Source organism: Pseudoalteromonas sp. 11L1 (assembly GCF_055397545.1).
In genome coordinates this window covers 38533-59392 of the sequence record NZ_AP041141.1, presented here as the reverse complement: position 1 = coordinate 59392, position 20860 = coordinate 38533, and the positions used below count along the sequence as shown (strand labels likewise).

The following is a 20860-nucleotide window of genomic DNA, read 5'->3' as shown; positions in this document are numbered from 1 at the left end:
GATACCTGATACCTGATACCTGATACCTGATACCTGATACCTGATACCTGATACCTGATACCTGATACCTGATACCTGATACTAGCTGTGAATCATGATGCTTTTAACATTCACAAATTCGCGAATCCCAAAGCCGCCGTGCTCTCGGCCATAACCGCTGTCTTTAACACCACCAAATGGCAGGTTTGGTTGTGCCAAACCATAACCATTAATATTGATCATGCCGGTGTCAAAATACTTTTTGGCCAGTTCAATGGCTTTTTTCTCATCTTTTGAAAATATACCGCCGCCTAGTCCATAGCGCGAATCATTAGCGATACGCATAGCGTCGTCGTTATCTTTGGCTTTAATTAAAGATGCGACAGGGCCAAATAGCTCATCGTCATACGCAGGCATACCTGGTTTAAGGTTTTCCAGCACGGTTGGGGGGTAGTAATAACCTGTTTGTTGCGGTATTTCGCCGCCTACAATTACTTTTGCACCCGCATTGACAGAGTCTTGCACTTGCTGATGAATTTTGTCGCGTAAATCTTCGCGTGCCATAGGACCTAGTTCAGTATCTTCATCCATTGGGTCGCCCATTTTTATCGCCTTAAACTGCTGGCTTAGTGCTTCTTTAAAGTCATTGTAGAGTGAATCAACCACCACAAAGCGCTTTGCTGCAACACAGGTTTGGCCGTTGTTGATAATGCGTCCTTGTAAACATGCTTTAACTGCAAGGGCTAAATCAGCGTCATCAAGTACAACAAAAGCGTCGTTACTACCCAGTTCTAGTACGGTTTTTTTAACATGCTTGGCAGCTTGCTCTGCTACTTTTTTACCTGTGCCATCGCTTCCAGTGAAGGTCACGCCGCTTATAGCCGAGTGTGAAATAAGGGCGCTGGCAGTTTTACCATCAACCAGTAAGTTGCTAAAGCAGTGTTCAGGGAAGCCTGCTTGTAGAAATAATGTTTCAATTTTTTCAGCCATACCAAATACATTACCGGCATGTTTTAATACGGTGGTATTACCCGCCATAATGTTTGCGGCACTGTATCTAATAACTTGATAAAGTGGGAAGTTCCATGGCTGAATACCCAGCAGCACACCGGTAGGGCGATAACTTATGATTGCACGACCTCCTTGCATGTCGCGCTCCTCGTCGCTAAGCATATCGGCGCCATGTTCAGCGGTATAACGACAAATGTCAGCACAAAGCTGAACTTCTTGGAAGCCTTGCTCATAGACTTTACCCATTTCTTCGGTCATTAGTTTTGCTAAGGCTTCTTTTTGACTTTCAAATAAAGAGGCTAATTTATTTAGATGTTGTGCGCGCTCGGTAAACGAGGTTAATCGCCATGTTAAGTATGTTTCATGAGATTTTTCGATCACTTGCTCTGCTTGAGCTTGAGAAAGCAGTGTATAGCTATTAATGACTTGCTCTGTTGTGGGATTGATCGTATCAACTGTGTTACTCATTTTACCTCCTAACAAATTATGTAATAGGGTAGGTGCAAAACCAAAGCCAGTTAGTTTCTCGATATTAAAAAAATCATAACTATCTGTTAGTAATAGTTTTTACATTACTTATGACTAAAATCTAGATGTTGTTTGCTTGCTGTTTTTGCTATGGTTCTGTAAATACTGCAAGTTGTTGAAAAAGTTACAGGGAGAGTTCAAATGAAGCCATCATTGTTTAATACCGCTTTACCGATAATTCAGGCACCTATGGCGGGTGTTCAAAACGAGCAGCTTGCTCTTGCTGTAAGTGAGGCTGGAGGGTTAGGCTCTTTGCCTTGCGCTATGTTATCCCCAGCACAATTAGTTGAGCAGCTAGAAATACTTAGCCACAAAACAACGAAGCCGTTTAATCTTAACTTTTTTTGTCATAGGGTTGCTGATTACACGAACGAACAAAAGCAGCTATGGCATAATATGCTGGCACCTTATTTTGCAGAGTATGAAATTGACCCGCAAAGTTTAACTGCAGGGGCTTCCCGTCAACCTATAAATCAATCGGTTGTTGATATTATTGCCCCTTATAGGCCAGCAGTAGTTAGTTTTCATTTTGGTTTACCTAAGCAAGCTATTGTGGCGCAAATAAAAAGCTGGGGCACTAAAGTAATTTCAACGGCTACCACTTTAGATGAAGCTATTTGGCTTAGTGAAAATGGCGCTGATGGGATTATTGCTCAGGGTATAGAAGCTGGTGGCCATCGAGGGCACTTTTTATCAATGGATTTAAGCTTACAACAAACTACTGAGCAGTTAATTAAACGTTGTGTTGAGCATATATCACTGCCTATTATTGCTGCTGGTGGCATTGCTTCAGCCGATGATGTACAGCGGTTTAAAGCGTTAGGAGCGAGTGCTGTACAAGTAGGGAGCGCTTATTTACTATGTAAGGAGGCAACAACATCAGCTTTGCATCAACAGGCTATTTTAGATCAACAACAAGATGAGACCACACTGACCACATTGTTTTCTGGTAGAGCTGCTCGGGGTATTAAAAATCGAGTAATGCAAGAGCTAGGTGCTATACCAAAGGGCGTTCCTGCGTTTCCACATGCCAGCAGTGCAATAACAGCCTTAAGAACTCTAGCTGAAAAAAGTGCTAAAAGTGATTTTTCACCTTTATGGTGTGGCCAAAAATATATTCCCAGGGTGGGTGTATCAGCGGCTGATATTACACATGCTTTAATGAAAAAATGGTAATTTTTAATGTCTGATAATCCACTTTTATCGCTTGGCGACAGCTATGAAGCACTAGTAAACAAGTTTAAAGTGCAATTGGCTGGTAAGTATCCTCAGCAACTAATAGCGCCCAATACCGTATTAGTGCAACAAGGCGATCTGCAAAGTTATGGGTATTTAGTTGTGGACGGGGTTCTAGGCGCTATTCATGACGACATTGGCGGCGTGCAAAAGTGTAAAGAGTTTTATTTTAAAAATGAATTTGCTTTGCTGTTTGCCAATTGGATGACCTCAACACCTGCGTTTTATCAATTAAAAGTGATTAACGAAGCCAATGTAATTAAAGTACCACTAACACTATTTGAGCAAGTAAAGTATCAACTGATTAAGCAGCAGCTTATTGCACAGCAACTTATTTTTAAAGAAGCCAAAGAGGCATTTTTATTACTCAATAGTCCCGAGCAGCGTTACTGCTATTTACTCAAACATAAACCTCACTGGTTGGCGCTGCTAAGCTTAAGCCAAGTGGCAATGTATATAGGTATTTCGGCTATTTCGTTATCACGAATTCGTAAGCGACTTAACTTAAGTTAAGTGCTGTTTTCATAAAGTACTATACACTCCCCATTTTTAAGCCTTAATGCCTTGGAGTGCTATGTTTTTAATTGCCCAATCGTTGGTTGCAGTTGCTACTTTACTCGACTTAGCTTCATTTCAGTTTAAGTCCCGACGAATTATTTTAAGCTGTTTATTTACCTCAGTATTATTAACCTCTGCTCACTTTTTTATATTGGGCTATCACAGTGCTGGCTGCTTAATGTTTATTGCCGCGGTACGTTATTTTTATTGTATTTACTTTAAGCATACTTGGGCTATGTTTGGGTTTATGGCTTTAAGCTGCTTGGCAGTTTATTTTACTTGGCAAGATTGGTTTAGTGTCTTTGCATTGGTGGCGACATTAATACAAACTATCGCTTCATTTCAAAATCGAGATTTGCACTTAAGGTTATGTATGGTGGTGGGAACCTCTTTTTGGATAACACATAATATTTTTGCCGGCTCGCCAGTGGCAATAATCATGGAAAGCCTATTTTTAAGTAGTAACTTATTAGGACTATACCGCTTTTATGTGGGTAAAAAATCGCTGAGCGAACCGCAAACGCAACCCTAAACACTTAGGAAAAAAACTGTGCTGCAATGGCTTTTAGCAGATAGGTTTCGCGAATAATTGATAGCCCTTGCTTGTCACTGTTTGCAAGTGTACGTTCGTTATGGGCTATCGCCTGGAAAATATCAACCCATTTAGCCTGCATGCCATTTTGTTGTTCGTAGTGTTCAAGCTGTGCTTGGCCTAGTTGCTCATCAATTTGGCAAAGGTAGCAGTATGATTCTATATGAATAATATCAAAGTCATCTTTGTACCAAGGGCGGTACTCTTCGTAAAGCCCAAACTCGCTACATACTTTTATATTTTGTGCGCCAGTTTCTTCACTTAGTTCTCTGATCAATCCCTGCTCTATGCTTTCATGTGAGTCAATCCCACCGCCAGGTAAGCTAAAGTCGTCGTAGCGCTGAGTATACATAAGTAAAATGTGTTTTTGCTTAAATGCAATAGCGCGAGCGGTTGGGCGAGAAAATTGACGACCTTGCTCAATATTGATTGAGGGATGAATGTAGGTTTTTAATAAGCGCATAACAACTCCTGTAATAAAAATAAATTATATCAGTTGGTTATATTAATTGCTTTAATAGAGATTTAATAAGCCGCATAAAATAGTGCTATTTCAGCGCCTATACAGCTACTTATGATTAAACTAGTGAATTAAAAATAAAACAGCCGCATTGTGTACCTTAATTATGTATATCTTTCATTTACATTAAAGGATAAGTAGAATGGTGAAAAAGCACAGGGATTATTCATGTTAAATATACTTTTAGTCGATGACGACGTCGAATTCAGCGATGTTATTTGCCATATTGTTGAGTTTCTTGGCCACAACATTAATACAGCAACCAGTTTAAAGGAAGCACATCAGTGGTTTGAAAATAATACTTTCGATCACGTGCTGCTCGATTTTATGTTACCTGATGGCAGTGGCTTGCATTTATTAGATCATTTAAAAATGATTGGTCAATCGCCTAAAGTCACCCTTATTTCTGGTCACCCTTCGGTTAAAGGTATTTTAGCTGAGATGTGTGAGCCTAATGTGTCGCATTTATTAAAGCCGCTGCAACGTGAAGATTTAGAATTAGTATTAAACGGCCCGAAAAAAACTGTTAAAAAAGCGAAAAGTGCCGCCATTACACATCATTTTGACACGCTTATTGGCGAGTCTGCTCCCATGCAACAGCTTTATACCATGATAGAGCGCGTAGCTAAAACTAATGCTAACGTTATGCTTATGGGTGAAAGCGGAGCAGGTAAAGAGGTGGTAGCGCAAGCTATTCATAATGCCAGTAAATGCGAAGGTCCACTGGTGGCGAGCAATTGCGGGGCACTTTCAAAAGAACTTATTGGTAGTGAATTATTTGGTCACGAAAAAGGTGCATTTACCGGTGCTATTGCCCGTAAAGAAGGCGTGTTTGAACAAGCCGATGGCGGAACGTTATTTCTTGATGAAGTCACTGAAATGCCGATTGATATGCAGCCTAATTTATTGCGTGTACTTGAAACTAAAAAAGTAACACGGGTTGGTGGTAATCGTGAGTTACCAGTAAATTGCCGTGTTATTTCAGCGACTAACCGCTCCCTTACCGATTTAGCGCAGAATAATATTTTACGTGAAGATATTTACTTTAGACTCGCTGTTTTTCCAATTGATATACCGACACTTCGAGAGCGAAAAGAAGATATTCCATTACTCGCAAAAGCATTTTTAGGGCAGTTGAACGATGAAAATGGTACAGCGTTTGCGTGGACTAATGAACAGCTTAAAGAGCTACAAACATACGACTGGCCAGGTAATGTACGTGAACTTCGCCATGCTATTCATCGCGCTTTTATTATGAGCGACCCGCAAACTAGCACAATTACATTACCTGACAACTTAGAGTCACCTTTTTCAAGGGTTAATACTCAACCTGAGGACAAACAGGTATCAGCAGGGCAAACAATTGAAGAAGTTGAAAAAGAACTTATTCATGCCACGCTCGATAAGGTACAAGGTAATAAAACTTTAGCAGCACAAATGCTGGGTATTAGTACTAAAACCTTATATAACCGTTTAAATGCTTATGGTGGTATTGGAGAGTATAAATAACCAGCATGCAAATTTAATAACAACAAAACGAGGATTTTGATGGCATCGTCAGAAAAAACAAAACCTTTGAATGAGCTGGTACACGACGCACGTGCGCCACTAAATCGTATTTCGATGAATGCTGAACTAATTAAGTTAGTACTTGAAAACGATATGCCAAAAGATAAAGCACTCGCCGCACTGGATAAAATAATTGCTAATTGCCAAGCGTGCAGTGACAGTTTGCAGCTTATTTCAGAGTCGAAGTAACCCTAATTAATTCAGGACGATAAATGATTAAACGCAAACAGCAAGGCAAGGCAAATGTAGTATGGGCGTTATTTATATCTATAGTGCTGTGTATTATTGTTGGTAATGCTTTTTTAGCCATTAATACCATACAAGGCCTAACGCGTACTCAACAAAGTTTAGATAACACTAATATGCTAAGTACGGCGATAGAGCAATTGCACCTTTCAGTAGTGCAAGCTGAGTCGGGGCAGCGTGGGTATTTATTAACTCAAACGGATGATTATTTAGTGCCTTACTACGATGCCGTCGCACAAATAGAGTCTCAAACTAACCATGTGAGCGCCTTACATTCTGAAATTGATGGGCAGGCACAGCGTATTGCTGAGTTATTATTACTGGTTGAAGCTAAAATAGATGAGCTGAAAAAAACGGTTAAATTAGCATTAAATGATAAAGAAAAGCGCGCACTTTTGAGGCTGAATACACATGAAGGGCGTGATCTTTACAGAGAGATTCGGGCGTTGGTTAATGATATTCAAGAGCGTGAATTGTTGTTTAAAGTTAGTCATTTTTCGAAATTAGAACAAATTAAGAAAGAAGCTAAAATCACTTTTGGTATTACTGCAGTTACAAGTACATTATTGATTTTGGGTATGTTTTTATTGGCGAGGTTGAACTTGAAAAATGCGGCTGAGTATCGTGCCGAGCTTGAAATGCAAAATGAAACTTTAGCCAGTAAAGTGAGTGAACGTACTCAAGAGCTTACCTTGTATTCTGATGAATTGAGTCGTAGTAACCGAGAGTTAGAAGAGTTTGCTTTTGTTGCCAGTCATGACTTGCAAGAGCCGTTAAGAAAAATCCAAGCATTTAGTGATCGGCTTGAAAGCATGTTTAAAGACGAGTTGGGCGAAAAAGGCGCTGATTATATTGCCCGCATGAAAAATGCCGCACAAAGGATGTCTAATTTAATTAATGATTTATTAGAATTCTCTCGAGTAACGACCCGAGGTAAAGATTTTACCGATACCGATTTAAACAGCATTCTGAATGATATAAAAGGTGATTTAGAAATAGCGATTAATGAGTGTAATGCACAGGTTGTTACGGTTGAGATGCCCATTATTCAGGCTGATCCAAGTCAAATGCATCAGCTGTTTTTAAACTTAATTTCCAATGCAGTGAAGTTCAGAGCGCCTAACGTGGACCCGGTTGTTAATGTTGACTTTGAACGAGTGTGTGAGTTTAGTGAAGATCATAACAGTGAAATATGTTGGCATGTTATTACCGTAAAAGATAATGGGATCGGCTTCTCTGATGAGTACGCGGATAAAATATTTGTACCATTTCAACGTTTGCATGGCCGTTCAGAATATAAAGGAACGGGTATTGGTTTATCTGTATGTCGTCGAATCGTAGAGCGACATGGCGGCTCTATTGCTGCGATAAGCTCCCTAGGTGAAGGGGCAACTTTCATCATTAAATTACCTGTGAATGCAGAGTTATTCACACTACAAGGAGAGGCATAATATGCCATTAACAAACGTAAAACCGATTACCATTTTGATGGCAGACGATGATGAAGATGATCGTTTATTAACCCAAGATGCGCTTGCTGAAAGCCGCGTTTTAAATGAATTACATTTTGTTGAAGACGGTGTTGAACTCTTGGAGTATTTAGAGCGCAAAGGCAAGTTTGTAGATAAAAGCATCTCGCCAAGACCAGGCTTAATTTTACTTGATTTAAACATGCCGAGAATGGATGGTCGTGAAGCGCTTGAAGCTATTAAGGCAAATCCAAACCTAAAAGGCATCCCTGTGGTAATTTTAACTACCTCTAAGCAAGAAGAAGACATGGTTAAGGGTTATAACCTAGGCGCTGCGTCTTACATAACTAAGCCGGTTACGTTTGACGGGTTAGTTGAGTTGATGAAAACGCTGGGTAAATACTGGGTTGAGTTTGTAGAGCTACCAAGCACGTTTAACGATTAAGCATATTATTAAAACAGGAGACGCTATGTTAGCAAAGGCAACGAAACTGCTATTGGTTGAAGACGATGAAGATGATTATATTTTAACTCGTGACTATTTAGAGCAGCTCAGTTCCCATGTGTTTGACATAGACTGGATAAGCTCTCCTGAGCAGGCGGTGGAAGTGTTGAGTAAAAATCAACATGATATTTGCTTGCTTGATTATCGCTTAGGGGCATCTGATGGCTTGAGTGTTTTAAAACAAGCGCTTAAAAATGGTTTTTGTGGGCCTATTATTATGCTTACAGGGCAATCAAACGATGCCCTCGATTCAGCTGCGCTTGATGCCGGAGCGGTTGATTACTTAGTCAAAAACGAAATGAGTGGTAGCCGGTTTGCTCGCTCTATTCGCTACGCATTAGCGCGCCGTGATGTAGAAGATGAGCGAGTGGAACGCTTAAAAGCCGAGGCTGAAAACCGTTCAAAAGATCGCTTTTTAGCACATTTAAGCCACGAATTACGAACACCGCTATCTTCTATTTTAGGTTATACAGAGTTGTTGATGCTCAGTGACTTTAACAAGCAGGCTGAAAACGAGCTCGGTGTGATTTATCGTAATGGTAAGCATTTATTAAGCTTACTGAATGACGTTTTAGATTTATCTAAAATTGCTGTCGATAAACTCGAACTGAGTTTAGGGGAGGTTAACCTTGATAGCTTAATGGCCGATGTATTTACCTTAATGCGCGTATCAGCACTCGATAAGGGCTTATCACTAAAGTTTGAATCACTGGAGCCTTTACCATTAGTTATTCGTGTAGATGCCACTCGAGTTCGACAAATTCTCATTAACCTGATCAATAACGCGATTAAATTTACTGAGCAAGGCGAGATTGTGGCTAACGCGTGGACTGAAGTAGTCAATGAGCGTGAAATGCTATTTTTTAGTATTAAAGACTCAGGCTTAGGCATTGCTCCAGAAAAACAAGGTCTCATCTTTAAGCCTTTTGAGCAAATAGCTGATGTAGAGTCGCGTTCAGTAGGTGGTGCAGGCTTAGGTTTAGCTATTTGTTCTGAACTACTTAGTCGTATGCAGGGGGATATTTCATTAGACTCTCATGTCGGTGAAGGCTCAACGTTTACCATCTCCTTATACCCTGGTGATATCAGACAGGTAGAGCGCAATTTATTAAAACTTGATTTAACCCCCAATATGCAGCAAAAAGTAGCCCCCTGCCAAGTGAACGGCAAAGTGTTGGTGGTTGATGATTTACGCGATTTACGCGTGCTAGTTGGTCACTTAATTGGTTCAGCAGGCGCTGAAGTAGATTATGCTGATAATGGTAAGCAAGCGCTTGAAAAAGTAAAAAAACAGCTAGCAGACGGGCACACTACCTACGATATTATATTTTTAGATATCCATATGCCGGTAATGGGCGGAAAAGAAGCTGCTATTGAGCTTAGAAAGCTAGGATTTAAAGGCGCAATCATAGCCTTAACTGCAGCAACTATGAAAGGCATTCATAACGAACTCAATGCGTTAGGGTTTGACGATATGATTGCCAAACCTGTAGATTCCCACTTGCTTTATCAATGCTTAGAGTTAAGGCTCGGGCAAAAAGAACAGCCTACTTCATCTATTCAGCCAATGCCTAAACCGAGTAGAGATAAGAAGTGCTTTTTATTAGTAGAAGATGATGCTGATGCCGCACAAATTACCCAGCTATTACTAGAAAGCTTGGATGTGGATACCGATATAGCAGCAAGTGTTAAAGACTGTAAGGCAGTACTAGAGCATAATAGTAATTACGATAAAGTATTACTTGATATGCATTTGCCAGATGGTACCGGTTTAGAGCTGGCTGGGTTTATTAAACAGCATTACCCTAATATTAAGCGCGTTATTATTAGTGGTATGGAGCCCGATGCTGTGCATATCAGGCAACTAGAAATAGAGCAGGTATTGTTAAAACCAATAAATTTATCATTACTCAATCAGCTTGTTTAACAGCCTATTAGCTTACCTAGATGTTAAAGGTTTAACCACAGATTGGCGTATAACTAACTCGGGCTCAAATAACGTTTGAATAGGGTGTACGCTTTTTTGATAAACATGACTAAGTACCCACTGCGCTGCCACTTTACCCATCTCATCGATAGGATAGTTTATAGTGCTCAACGGAGGGTAAACGTGACGGGTAAAAAACACGTTATCGTAGCCAATAATTGAAAGCTGCGAAGGTAGTTGTATACCATGCTCTCTGGCACTCACCATGGCACCAGTGGCCATTTCGTCATTGGCACACACCAAGGCGGTAAAGGCGGGGTTGTTTTTATACAGTGTAGCGAAGCCTTCGTAGCCACTTTCTTCTACAAAGTCACCTTCAAATAAATTGTTTTCATCAAATTTAATGGCGAATTCAGCAAGCGCTTGTTTATGCCCATTTAAGCGTTCCTGAGCATCTTTTTTCCATAGTGGACCGCTAATATAGGCAATGTCTTTATGGCCCGATTCAATAATGTATTTAGTGGCTAAATAGCCACCTTTAGTATTATCAAGAATAATACAGCGGTCGGCGAGCTCTTCAATATAGCGGTTTAGCAAAACAAACGGGGTTTTGCCTTTACTGAGTTTTATTAAGTATTCATCACTAATAGCTTCAACATGCAAAATAAGTGCGTCGCAATTGCGGCTAATTAAAAATTCGATGCCTTGTTGCTCTCGCTCTGCGTCACTGTGGCCTGCGGTAATAATAACGTGTTTACCTTGGTTTCTTAGGGTGTTCTCTATACCGCTCATCATCGGCCCATAAAATGGCCCCTTAAGCTCTGAAACTAACAAGCCCGCGCTATTAGAGCAATTAGAAGCCAGTGATTGCGCAATAGAGTTAGGGCGGTAGCCCAGCTCTTCCATGGCTAAGGTGACTTTTTTTCTGGTTGCATCACTTACGTTTGCATTGTTGTTCATTACTCTTGAAACAGTGGCAAGTGACACCCCTGCAAGCTTTGACACTTCATAAATGGTGGCCATACTATTCCTTGCTACAAATTGCTTTTCTGTGTTATATCGGCAGTGATTTTTTTAATGGTTTTATTGTCTAGGCTGTATTTACTCATTATTAATGCCACAAGTACACTACCAATCGCGGGGTAAAGTGTGAATGAGGTTAAAATACCATTTTTAGTTGCCTCGCTTAATTCCACATTGGCTTGATATTGATAATAAGCAAGTAACCAACCGGCAATCGCTCCGCCTAATGCAAGCCCCAATTTGATAAAAAATACGATGCTTGCGTAAACTAAACCCGTGAGTCGACGGCCATTCTGCCAGACTCCGTAATCAATAGTATCAGCCATTTTTGCCCATAATAAAGGCGTTGCCATTTGAGTGAAAAAACACCATAAAAAATACACCAAAAACGCTAGTAAAACGTGTTCATTAGGGATAAAAAAAGCAAGGCAGCTCAATATGGCGGAAATATATTGTAGATAAACATAAGCCACTTTCTTATCAAGGCGTTTACTTAAAGGTTGTGCGCAGGCGCAGCCTAGAATATTACCAATCATACCTAAGGTTACAAATTCGGTGATTAAATCTTCTTTGCCAAGAACATATTTTACATAGTAAATAGCCAATGTCGTGCGCAACACCATACTGGTCAATAATACCAGAGCCGCCATACACAAGATTTTAAACGGCTGATTTTGCCATAAAACATGAAGTTGTGTTTTTAAAGATAATTTATGCGGTGGATTGCTCACTCGCTCTTTGGTGTAACGAAAACAAATTAGAAACAACATCACACCGAGGCAACTCATAACCAGCATGGTGAGTTGATAGCCCATTTCGTTATTACCATTACCAAACCATGTTACTAAAGGCAAAGTGCAGCTTGTAACCAATAAACCTCCGAGCATGCCAAATACAAACCGGTATGATTGAATGGAGACACGTTCGTTGGGATTGCCACTCAATACTCCGCCAAGTGCCGAATAAGGAATGTTTATTGCGGTGTAAACTAACATTAGCAGGGTGTAGGTAACGAAGGCGTAAATAATTTTGTTGGTGTCATCCATCTCAGGGGTAGTAAAAGTAATCACGCTTATAACGGCAAAAGGGATGGCAAGCCAAAGTAGGTAGGGTCGGTAGCTACCGTATTTAGTATGAGTGGCATCAGTGAGTGCGCCCATTATTGGATCAGTTACTGCATCAATAACTCTAACTACTAAAAAAAGGGTGCCCACAACAGCAGGCGAAATACCAAAAATATCAGTGTAGAAAAAAGTTAAAAACAGCATTACGGTTTGAAAAATAATATTACTGGCCGTGTCACCTAGGCCGTAAGCTATTTTTTCTTTTTTACTCAGCATAAAAGCCACTCGTTATTATTTTTGGCGCTGTTTAAGAAAATCACGATACGCAATTGCGCTTTGTTTTAGGGTACGTTGTTGAGTTTGGTAGTCAACATAGACTAGCCCAAAGCGTTTTTCATAACCATAGGCCCATTCAAAATTATCCATTAAACTCCATGCAAAGTAGCCTTGTACATTAACGCCTTGCTCAACTGCATTATGAACGGCATTAAGATGGCTATGGTAATAATTGACACGTTGTATGTCATCTACTTTACCATTTATTAATATATCAGCCATCGCTGCGCCGTTCTCTGTTATATATACCTTAGGTAAAGTGTAACGATCATTTAGTGAAAGCAGTAATTCGCACAATCCCTGCGGGTATATTTCCCAGCCCATATCTGTGGTGGCAACATTCTCTAAAGAAACTTCGCTAAACCAATGATCTGGGGTATTTTTGTAATGAATACGAGTATAGTAATTAACCCCTAAAAAATCGATCTTTTGGCTAATAATTGCCATATCTCCATCACTAATCTGGGGCTTTGCATCATTTGCAAGCTCATTAATCACTTCAGGGTAACAGCCCTCTAGTACTGCCCGTATATACCATTGGTTATGATAGTCATCAGCTAATTTAGCAGCGCGTTCATCAGCAGTGGTAAGCGGATAGGATGGGCTAAAGTTAAGTACTATACCGGCTTCTATCGTGGGGCAATTATTACGTATCACTTGCATTGCGAGTCCATGGGCAAGCAGTAAGTGGTGCGCTGCTTGGCGTCCTGCTTTTTGACTTTTTATGCCTGGTGCATGTACCCCTATTTCATAGCCTAGGTAGGCGCTACAAAAAGGCTCATTTAAGGTCGCATAAGAGTCAACTAAGCCCTCTAGTTGTTGAGTTACTATATGAGTGTAATGAGCAAATTGATACGCGGTATCGCGATTTAGCCAACCACCGTTGTCTTCTAAATGCTGTGGTAAATCCCAATGATATAAAGTGACATAAGTTTTAATGTTGCGCGCTTTTAAAGCTTGTAATAGCGATTTATAAAACGACATTCCTTGAATATTCAAGCTGCCATCTTGGTGTAAAACGCGTGGCCAAGAAATCGAAAGACGATAAGCGTCTACAGCTAAATCAGCAATCATTTGTACATCTTGTTGCCAATATTCAATGTGTTTACATGCTTGGTTTCCGTTACTGTTATCTGCAATGGTGTTTGGTTTGTTACAAAAAGTATCCCAAATACAGGGGAGGCGGGTATCGTAACTTCCCTCTATTTGAAAAGAGGCTGTAGCAACCCCAAAAATAAACGGCGGCTTTAAGAGGGCTGACGTGCCTGGTAAGGAGATTGTTTTAAACACAATGAGATACGTCCTTAAGCTTGCAAATAATAATGAGCTTTACAGTAGTTAGCTAAGCAATATAAATTGCATAATACAACAATGTAAGCGCTTACAATATTTTTGTAAATAAATTGATAAATTTTCTCTATATGCTATAAATGTAAGCGCTTACATTTGGTGTTGCAACTATTATCTGCATTTTAAGTTTTACTAAACGCAATAAAATAGAGGTAACAATCTGATAATTAAAAAATAATTAGAGATTATACTATGGCACATATCACACAGCCACTACCGGCAGCAGAAAACAGCCAAAAACCAGGGTCTACACACACCTTTGCGTTAACATCGCTTACGACCTTGTTTTTTATGTGGGGTTTTCTTACTTGCCTAAACGATATTTTAATTCCGTATTTAAAGGGAATGTTCTCCCTTAATTACACCCAAGCAATGTTGGTACAATTTTGTTTTTTTGGTGCCTACTTTGTTATGTCAATTCCTGCAGGGAAGTTGGTCAGTAAAATAGGTTACCAATTTGGTATTGTTGTTGGTTTGGTTGTTGCTGCGATAGGGTGTGCACTATTTTACCCCGCTGCAGAGGCACATCTTTACGAGCTATTTTTACTTGCTTTGTTTGTACTTGCTTCAGGGATCACTATTTTACAAGTCTCTGCCAACCCTTATGTAAGCGTATTAGGGCCTGCAAAAACAGCGTCTTCGCGCTTAACTATGACTCAAGCTTTTAACTCTTTAGGTACAACTGTTGCGCCATTGTTTGGTAGTTGGTTAATTTTGTCAGAAATTAGTCAAGCTACAGCAGAACAAGTTAAGTTTCCTTATTTAATGCTCAGTGCAAGTTTATTAACATTGGCGATTATTTTTGCTTTTTTAAAGTTACCTAAATTAGGTAAAGCGATTGACAGTGAAGCAGAAAACCAAGGTGACACTGAGTTTGTTGATTTAGGCAGTGTATGGAAATATCGTCACCTTATTTTAGGCGCGATTGGTATTTTTGTTTACGTAGGGGCTGAAGTGGCCATAGGTAGTTTTTTAGTTGGCTTTTTAACCCTTGATCATATTGCAGGCTTACCAGAGCAACAAGCAGCACATTACATTAGCTATTATTTTGCAGGTGCAATGATAGGGCGCTTTGCTGGCGCCGCGATTATGCAAAAATTAAACGCAGCCAAAGTATTAGCTTGTCACGGTATTTTAGCAGGCTTACTTGTGTCAATTGCTATGACGGGTCAAGGGTCACTGGCTATGTGGGCTATTTTATTAGTTGGATTATGTAACTCTATTATGTTTCCTACTATTTTTAGTTTAGCACTGCAAGGGCTTGGTAAATACACCTCGCAGGGTTCGGGTATTTTATGTTTAGCGATTGTTGGCGGTGCCATTATTCCGTTATTACAAGGTATGCTAGCTGATAACATCGGTGTGCAATTAGCTCTTATTCTGCCCATTGGTTGCTATTTATATATTACTTATTTCGCGCTGTTTGGTGCAAAAAAAACAACGTCAACTCCTCTTTGAGTTTTAGGTGAATGTTATGATTATTAAACGCACTTTTTCAATCACTGCGCTGATGCTAGCAGCAATAACCAGCAGCGGTTGTTCGCAACCCTCTAACAGTGCTAGTGATGCGACAAGCCCAAAAGAAATTTGGCCAACAATAGAAACAGGTATTAAAAGCGATGCTCAAATGGAGCAAAAAATCGCTGATATGCTAAAGAATATGACGCTAGAGCAAAAAATAGCGCAAATGATCCAACCTGAAATCCGTAATATCACGGTTGAAGATATGCGTAAGTATGGTTTTGGTTCTTACTTAAATGGCGGTGGTTCGTTTCCAAACAATAATAAGCATGCAACCCCTGAAGATTGGGTTGATTTAGCAGAAAAGATGTATCAAGCATCGATTGATGACTCCCTTGATGGCAGCACAATCCCTACAATGTGGGGCACTGATGCGGTGCATGGACACAACAATGTTATTGGCGCGACCTTATTTCCGCATAATATTGGTTTAGGTGCTGCAAACAACTCTGCACTTATTGAAAAAATAGCCGCCGCTACTGCGCGAGAAGTAATGGTTACCGGTATAGATTGGGTATTTGCACCTACTGTTGCGGTGGTTCGTGATGACCGCTGGGGCCGTACTTACGAAGGATACTCTGAGGATCCTGAAATAGTGAAAGCGTATTCCGCTTCTATCGTTAAAGGGTTGCAAGGTGCTGTTGATGGCGATTTTTTATCAGATACGCGAGTAGTTAGCACCGTTAAGCACTTTTTAGGTGATGGTGGTACTGTCAATGGCGACGATCAAGGTAATAATATCGCCTCTGAAGAAGAGTTATTTGCGCTTCATGCACAAGGTTATGTAGGTGGTTTGAGTGCAGGTGCGCAAACGGTTATGGCTTCGTTTAACAGCTGGCATGGTAATAAAATACACGGTAACAAATACTTATTAACCGATGTACTAAAAGAAAAAATGGGTTTTGATGGCTTTGTTGTTGGCGATTGGAATGGCCATGGACAAGTTAAAGGCTGTTCAAATAGTAACTGTGCTCAAGCAGCTAATGCAGGCTTAGACGTGTACATGGCGCCTGATGAGTGGAAACCGCTATTTAGCAACTTGGTTAACCAAACTAATAGCGGTGAAATCCCACTAAGCAGAATTAACGATGCGGTAACGCGTATCCTACGCGTTAAAATGCGTGCAGGGTTATTTGATAAACCAAGCCCCGCGAAGCGTCCTCTTTCTGGAAAAACTGAAATTATTGGTAGTAGCGATCACCGTGCAGTGGCTAAACAAGCTGTACGCGAATCTCTAGTATTACTTAAAAATAAGCAGCAGTTACTGCCATTATCGCCTAAGACCAACGTATTAGTCGCAGGCATAGGGGCTGATAACATCGGCATGCAGTCGGGTGGTTGGAGCGTTACGTGGCAAGGAACAGGCAATACCAACATTGACTTCCCTGGCGGCAGCTCTATTTACGCAGGTATTAAAGATACTGTAGAGCAAGCTGGTGGCAGTGCAGCGCTGAGTGTTGAAGGGGAATACAAAGCACGCCCAGATGTAGCCATTGTGGTGTTTGGTGAGCAACCATATGCAGAGGGTAATGGTGATGTTGATAACCTAGAATATCAGCGCGGTAATAAAAGCGACTTAGCGTTACTGCGAAAGTTTAAAGATGCGGGGATCCCTGTTGTATCATTATTTATTAGCGGTCGCCCAATGTGGGTTAATGCTGAGCTAAATGCCAGTGATGCGTTTGTTGCTATTTGGCTTCCAGGCAGTGAAGGTGATGCAATTAGTGATGTATTGTTTAAAAATGCAGACGGTTCAATTAACCACGACTTTAAAGGAAAGTTATCGTTTTCATGGCCGAATAACCCAATCGACAATGAAAACCGCAACGACGAAGCTTATAGCCCATTACTCCCTTATGGTTTTGGCTTAACCTACGGTGATAGCAACGTACTTAAAGATGACTTGGTAGAGCAAACTCAACAGACTGAACAATTGGATGACTTAGTGTTGTTTGAGCGTGCTATAAAAGCACCATGGTCGTTGGTTTTAAAAAGTGGCGAGCAGCAAAAAACGGTGGCAAGTAGCCGCGAGTCATTAGGTGCTGTGAGCATCCAAACATTTGACAAAGAAGTGCAAGAAGATGCACGCGCCATTCGTTTTAATAGTCAAGCGTTGGCTGAGGTTAATTTAGCCGCGGCATTCCCATCTGACTTACGTTCATACGTTGAAAACAATGGCCAACTGCAAATGCAAATTAAAGTAGATAAAGGGGCAACAAGCCCGCTGTGGATTGCTATGGGTTGTGGTGAGAGTTGTCAGGGTAAGTTTGATATTACTGATAACCTTGAGCAATCAGGTCAATGGCAAACATTAAACATCAACTTAAGTTGTTTTGCAGAGCAGGGTGTTGATTTAGCACAAGTGTTCACCCCTTGGCAGTTAAGCACGCAAGGTGATTGGCATGTATCTATTGCTAAGCTGGCTATTACAGCAAATGCTGCCGAGCAAAGTAGTGTTACTTGTAAGTAGTCAATAACCTATTAACAAACATCAATAAGCAGGTACTAAATGTATCTGCTTATTGCTTTAAAACCGCGTATACAAAAACCTACCAAATTAGTCCCTTCTTACTTTTATTCCATTCTATGTGATTGATTATATTCAGCTCAATAGTTATCATATAAACATAATAAAACTGCATTCGCTTTTGCATTAATAATTTGAGAGTATGCCAAAATATTAAAAGCGTTATGTAATTAACAGGTGAGAGAATGAATCAAATAAAGCTGGCTTCGCAGAGCATACAGCCTTCAAAAATAGTCTGTGTGGGGCGCAATTACAGTGCGCATATTGCTGAATTAAACAACGAACACCCTGAGCAAATGGTAATTTTTAATAAGCCTAATAGCGCGATCACTAATACCTTACTCTCTTCCCATAACGGTGAAACGTTGCATTATGAAACTGAATTATGCTTTGTGATAAAAAATAAGCAGCTTGCAGGCGTAGGGATTGGACTTGATTTGACTAAGCGAGCTTTGCAAAGCAGTTTAAAAGAAAAGGGCTTGCCGTGGGAACGTGCTAAAGCATTCGATGGCTCAGCATTATTTAGTGATTTTATTGAGTTAACGCCAGAAATGACATCGTTTATATTTGAATTACATATTGATGGTAAAGTCATTCAGCACGGAGAAACCCAGCTAATGTTGCACCAACCTGCGCAAATTCTGGCAGAGGTAAATGAGTTTATGGGTTTAGAAGAGGGCGATATTATTATGACCGGCACGCCTGCTGGCGTAGGGATGGTAAGCGCCGGGCGAGAGTTTAAAGTTGCTCTTTATTCTGACTCTGGTCAGCAGTGTTTATTGGAGCATCATTGGTCTGTGAATCAAAGTTAAGCACATATTGATTATAGGCTTTATTAAAGTCCTCAAAGTGTTCATTTAACCAGTATTGTTGATTATTTTTGTATTGCTCTGAGGTTAAAATATTGTTTTTTAGTACGTGATTAATCTTTTTAATTGCCATAGATGCAAAATTATTTGGGGCATTAGTCGCACAACCAACGGCTATTGGAACTAATTTATTTTTATTTTGGGCAATCGGTAGGTTTACAATATTTGATTGATTGCCTTTGCTAAAGTGGCTAGTGATAAATGGGTAATCAAGCGAGTAATCTAAAGAGCCGTGTTTTAAGCGCTCCATTACAACACCACTTTCATTATCACTACTCCAACTCATAGAAACATTAGAGTGAGTTAATGAGTTTTCAATAATATTGTTTATCTGCACAGAAAAACGACGCGCATCAGCTTGACCGTAAGTGAAGTTTTTATCAGCAAGTAAACCCACTAAGTTGATAGGATTACCATGCTTAGAGGTTAATTGAGGTGCTTTTGCCGCGGTAGTTATAATGTTATGTGGGGGATAAATCGCTGTAGGTAATGAATATAAAAACTGTTTATTTGCACTGCGTTTGTAAATAGCGCATGGAAAACAAACGTTCCTGCCCTCATCTATATATTTATTAATCCGCTTTTGCGGTAAAACTAAGCGGGTATGTTTCACCCCTTTTATGCTATGCATTAGCTGTTGTGTTAAATCATCGCATAAGCCAAGCTGTTTTGTTTCTTTGCTTAAATGAAACGGGGGGGTCTTACTTTGTAGCCATAAAATTTCTTCTATTGGCTTTGCTGTTTTACTATGACTGCAAGTAGCAAAAGTGACCAAAATGCCAAGACATAAAAAACGAAGTGATTGCATTACAAATAGATCTGCCTACAAAATTTTTTGCGTATTATACTGGTAACGGCTAAAAAATAAACATAAAGAACAGCAAAGAATCAATATTATCGAATTGTACTTTTTCCTTGCTGTTCTTTTAACCTGTCAGGCTGCAGATCTTGTTCGGTGATTAAATCGCCCCTAGTATGGCATTGGGTTATTTCTAAATATGCTATCAATTGCTGATAACGCATCATCATTGAGAGTTAGCTCAAACGCATCAATGTCTTCTTTTAGCTGCGTCATAGTAGTGGCACCAATAATAGATGAGGTAACGCCATCCACTTGATTACACCACGCTAGCGCCAATTGTGCTGGTGTAATGTTGTGTTCATGTGCAAGTTCAACATACTCTTTGGTCGCCTTTTGTGATTGTGGCGTATCACGAAAAATACCGTTACGCTGCATAAATGTCCAGCGAGAGCCTTCAGGGCGCGCTCCATTGAGGTACTTACCCGTTAATAGCCCAGCAGCCAGAGGTGACCAAGGTAGATAAGCAATATCTTCATGCACACATTGCTCTATTAAATAAGGCCAATCTTTCGCATGCGCTAAACTAAACTCATTTTGAATAGACACCATTTTTGGTAAGTTGTGCTCTTTGGCTAAATTTAAAAATTGGCTAATTCCCCACGGGGTGTCGTCAGAAAGTCCACAGTGTTTAATTTTACCCGCTTTAACACACACATCTAAGCCCTCTAAAATATCAAGCATGTCAGCGGTGTGTTGTTTTGCATCGACATCAGTAAATTTAAGCATGCCAGGCCATTGCCTTGCAAAATGAGGAGTGCGGCGATTTGGCCAATGTAATTGGTATAAGTCAATATAGTCGGTTTGTAGGCGTTTTAGAGACTGATCAACTGCATCAATAACAGCTTGGCGAGTAATATCACCACCATCACGGATCCATGAAAGCCCATTACCGGCAATTTTAGTTGCAATAACAATGTCTTTTCGTTTCTGTGAATTACGTGCAACCCAATTCCCTATAATGTCCTCAGTTTTACCATAAGTATCGGGGGAGGGAGGAACTGCATACATTTCTGCCGTATCAATAAAGTTAACACCACGGTCAAGAGCATAGGCTATCTGTTGGTCGGCATCATGCTGGTTGTTTTGTACTCCCCAAGTCATACTACCTAAACAGACCCTAGAAACACTAATATCACTACTGCCTAATTGACTATATTGCATTACTAAT

Annotated in this window: 18 protein-coding genes; 11 read left to right on the top strand and 7 right to left on the bottom strand. The window is 40.2% G+C overall.

Annotated elements, in window-relative coordinates; all coding sequences use genetic code 11:
- Window positions 1-81 precede the first annotated feature (81 nt).
- On the bottom strand, window positions 82-1458 hold the full coding sequence (locus ACZ5WS_RS00255) for an NAD-dependent succinate-semialdehyde dehydrogenase (RefSeq protein WP_464709843.1): 1377 nt from the start codon (window positions 1456-1458) through the stop codon (window positions 82-84).
- A 201-nt stretch (window positions 1459-1659) separates the two neighbouring features.
- On the opposite strand from ACZ5WS_RS00255, the gene ACZ5WS_RS00250 reads away from it, so the two are divergent.
- From ACZ5WS_RS00250 to ACZ5WS_RS00240, 3 genes are all read left to right on the top strand, one after another.
- A complete protein-coding gene (locus tag ACZ5WS_RS00250; RefSeq protein ID WP_464709840.1) occupies window positions 1660-2694 on the top strand; it encodes an NAD(P)H-dependent flavin oxidoreductase in 1035 nt (344 codons plus the stop codon).
- A gap of 6 nt (window positions 2695-2700) precedes the next feature.
- Window positions 2701-3267, top strand: a complete 567-nt coding sequence (locus ACZ5WS_RS00245) for a Crp/Fnr family transcriptional regulator (RefSeq protein WP_464709837.1) — start codon at window positions 2701-2703, stop codon at window positions 3265-3267.
- Window positions 3268-3328: 61 nt separating this feature from the next.
- Entirely contained in the window at window positions 3329-3844 is a 516-nt protein-coding gene (locus ACZ5WS_RS00240; protein ID WP_464709834.1) for a YgjV family protein, read from the top strand.
- 4 nt (window positions 3845-3848) lie between these two features.
- Here ACZ5WS_RS00240 and ACZ5WS_RS00235 read toward each other — a convergent pair whose 3' ends face one another.
- Window positions 3849-4367 carry an NUDIX hydrolase gene (locus ACZ5WS_RS00235; RefSeq protein ID WP_464709831.1) on the bottom strand — a complete coding sequence of 173 codons (519 nt, stop codon included), beginning with the start codon at window positions 4365-4367 and terminating at the stop codon, window positions 3849-3851.
- Window positions 4368-4592: 225 nt separating this feature from the next.
- Between ACZ5WS_RS00235 and ACZ5WS_RS00230 the strand changes: the two genes are divergently transcribed.
- From ACZ5WS_RS00230 to ACZ5WS_RS00210, 5 genes are read left to right on the top strand one after another with little or no spacing between them, the layout of a single operon-like run.
- A complete protein-coding gene (locus ACZ5WS_RS00230; protein ID WP_464709829.1) occupies window positions 4593-5933 on the top strand; it encodes a sigma-54-dependent transcriptional regulator in 1341 nt (446 codons plus the stop codon).
- Between the two features lie 39 nt (window positions 5934-5972).
- The gene (locus ACZ5WS_RS00225) at window positions 5973-6182 is read left to right on the top strand and encodes a histidine kinase (protein ID WP_138605223.1); all 210 of its coding nucleotides are present in this window, start codon (window positions 5973-5975) and stop codon (window positions 6180-6182) included.
- A gap of 23 nt (window positions 6183-6205) precedes the next feature.
- Window positions 6206-7690, top strand: a complete 1485-nt coding sequence (locus ACZ5WS_RS00220; RefSeq protein ID WP_464709827.1) for a sensor histidine kinase — start codon at window positions 6206-6208, stop codon at window positions 7688-7690.
- A 1-nt stretch (window position 7691) separates the two neighbouring features.
- A complete protein-coding gene (locus tag ACZ5WS_RS00215) occupies window positions 7692-8153 on the top strand; it encodes a response regulator (RefSeq protein ID WP_010390893.1) in 462 nt (153 codons plus the stop codon).
- 25 nt (window positions 8154-8178) lie between these two features.
- Window positions 8179-10140: an ATP-binding response regulator gene (locus ACZ5WS_RS00210; RefSeq protein WP_464709825.1), complete on the top strand. Its 1962-nt coding sequence runs from the start codon at window positions 8179-8181 to the stop codon at window positions 10138-10140.
- Between the two features lie 12 nt (window positions 10141-10152).
- Here the strand turns inward: ACZ5WS_RS00210 and ACZ5WS_RS00205 are convergent, their stop codons facing one another.
- From ACZ5WS_RS00205 to ACZ5WS_RS00195, 3 genes are read right to left on the bottom strand one after another with little or no spacing between them, the layout of a single operon-like run.
- Window positions 10153-11163: a LacI family DNA-binding transcriptional regulator gene (locus ACZ5WS_RS00205; RefSeq protein WP_178955167.1), complete on the bottom strand. Its 1011-nt coding sequence runs from the start codon at window positions 11161-11163 to the stop codon at window positions 10153-10155.
- Window positions 11164-11174: 11 nt separating this feature from the next.
- Window positions 11175-12503: a glycoside-pentoside-hexuronide (GPH):cation symporter gene (locus ACZ5WS_RS00200; protein ID WP_464709822.1), complete on the bottom strand. Its 1329-nt coding sequence runs from the start codon at window positions 12501-12503 to the stop codon at window positions 11175-11177.
- A gap of 15 nt (window positions 12504-12518) precedes the next feature.
- The gene (locus ACZ5WS_RS00195) at window positions 12519-13853 is read right to left on the bottom strand and encodes a GH1 family beta-glucosidase (RefSeq protein WP_464709821.1); all 1335 of its coding nucleotides are present in this window, start codon (window positions 13851-13853) and stop codon (window positions 12519-12521) included.
- A gap of 252 nt (window positions 13854-14105) precedes the next feature.
- Here ACZ5WS_RS00195 and ACZ5WS_RS00190 point away from each other — a divergent pair, with 252 nt between their 5' ends.
- The 3 genes from ACZ5WS_RS00190 (at window position 14106) to ACZ5WS_RS00180 (ending at window position 18773) form a co-directional block, all read left to right on the top strand.
- A complete protein-coding gene (locus ACZ5WS_RS00190; RefSeq protein WP_464709820.1) occupies window positions 14106-15371 on the top strand; it encodes a sugar MFS transporter in 1266 nt (421 codons plus the stop codon).
- Window positions 15372-15387: 16 nt separating this feature from the next.
- On the top strand, window positions 15388-17904 hold the full coding sequence (locus tag ACZ5WS_RS00185) for a glycoside hydrolase family 3 protein (protein WP_464709819.1): 2517 nt from the start codon (window positions 15388-15390) through the stop codon (window positions 17902-17904).
- Between the two features lie 242 nt (window positions 17905-18146).
- Window positions 18147-18773 (top strand): fumarylacetoacetate hydrolase family protein, encoded by a 627-nt coding sequence (locus ACZ5WS_RS00180; protein ID WP_138605207.1) that lies wholly within the window; start codon window positions 18147-18149, stop codon window positions 18771-18773.
- Here the strand turns inward: ACZ5WS_RS00180 and ACZ5WS_RS00175 are convergent.
- Together ACZ5WS_RS00175 and ACZ5WS_RS00170 are read right to left on the bottom strand one after the other, a co-directional pair.
- A complete protein-coding gene (locus ACZ5WS_RS00175; RefSeq protein ID WP_138605205.1) occupies window positions 18700-19638 on the bottom strand; it encodes an ABC transporter substrate-binding protein in 939 nt (312 codons plus the stop codon). The genes ACZ5WS_RS00180 and ACZ5WS_RS00175 overlap by 74 nt on opposite strands.
- 162 nt (window positions 19639-19800) lie before the next feature.
- Complete coding sequence (locus ACZ5WS_RS00170; RefSeq protein ID WP_464709816.1) at window positions 19801-20853, bottom strand: aldo/keto reductase; 1053 nt, start codon at window positions 20851-20853, stop codon at window positions 19801-19803.
- Between the last annotated feature and the right edge of the window lie 7 nt (window positions 20854-20860).

Coding starts and splice junctions, on each gene's coding strand:
- ACZ5WS_RS00235 (WP_464709831.1), bottom strand. CDS start 4,367: ATGCGCTTATTAAAAACCTACATTCATCCCTCAATCAATATTGAGCAA.
- ACZ5WS_RS00180 (WP_138605207.1), top strand. CDS start 18,147: ATGAATCAAATAAAGCTGGCTTCGCAGAGCATACAGCCTTCAAAAATA.
- ACZ5WS_RS00210 (WP_464709825.1), top strand. CDS start 8,179: ATGTTAGCAAAGGCAACGAAACTGCTATTGGTTGAAGACGATGAAGAT.
- ACZ5WS_RS00185 (WP_464709819.1), top strand. CDS start 15,388: ATGATTATTAAACGCACTTTTTCAATCACTGCGCTGATGCTAGCAGCA.
- ACZ5WS_RS00175 (WP_138605205.1), bottom strand. CDS start 19,638: ATGCAATCACTTCGTTTTTTATGTCTTGGCATTTTGGTCACTTTTGCT.
- ACZ5WS_RS00225 (WP_138605223.1), top strand. CDS start 5,973: ATGGCATCGTCAGAAAAAACAAAACCTTTGAATGAGCTGGTACACGAC.
- ACZ5WS_RS00255 (WP_464709843.1), bottom strand. CDS start 1,458: ATGAGTAACACAGTTGATACGATCAATCCCACAACAGAGCAAGTCATT.
- ACZ5WS_RS00230 (WP_464709829.1), top strand. CDS start 4,593: ATGTTAAATATACTTTTAGTCGATGACGACGTCGAATTCAGCGATGTT.
- ACZ5WS_RS00205 (WP_178955167.1), bottom strand. CDS start 11,163: ATGGCCACCATTTATGAAGTGTCAAAGCTTGCAGGGGTGTCACTTGCC.
- ACZ5WS_RS00200 (WP_464709822.1), bottom strand. CDS start 12,503: ATGCTGAGTAAAAAAGAAAAAATAGCTTACGGCCTAGGTGACACGGCC.
- ACZ5WS_RS00190 (WP_464709820.1), top strand. CDS start 14,106: ATGGCACATATCACACAGCCACTACCGGCAGCAGAAAACAGCCAAAAA.
- ACZ5WS_RS00170 (WP_464709816.1), bottom strand. CDS start 20,853: ATGCAATATAGTCAATTAGGCAGTAGTGATATTAGTGTTTCTAGGGTC.
- ACZ5WS_RS00215 (WP_010390893.1), top strand. CDS start 7,692: ATGCCATTAACAAACGTAAAACCGATTACCATTTTGATGGCAGACGAT.
- ACZ5WS_RS00220 (WP_464709827.1), top strand. CDS start 6,206: ATGATTAAACGCAAACAGCAAGGCAAGGCAAATGTAGTATGGGCGTTA.
- ACZ5WS_RS00250 (WP_464709840.1), top strand. CDS start 1,660: ATGAAGCCATCATTGTTTAATACCGCTTTACCGATAATTCAGGCACCT.
- ACZ5WS_RS00245 (WP_464709837.1), top strand. CDS start 2,701: ATGTCTGATAATCCACTTTTATCGCTTGGCGACAGCTATGAAGCACTA.
- ACZ5WS_RS00240 (WP_464709834.1), top strand. CDS start 3,329: ATGTTTTTAATTGCCCAATCGTTGGTTGCAGTTGCTACTTTACTCGAC.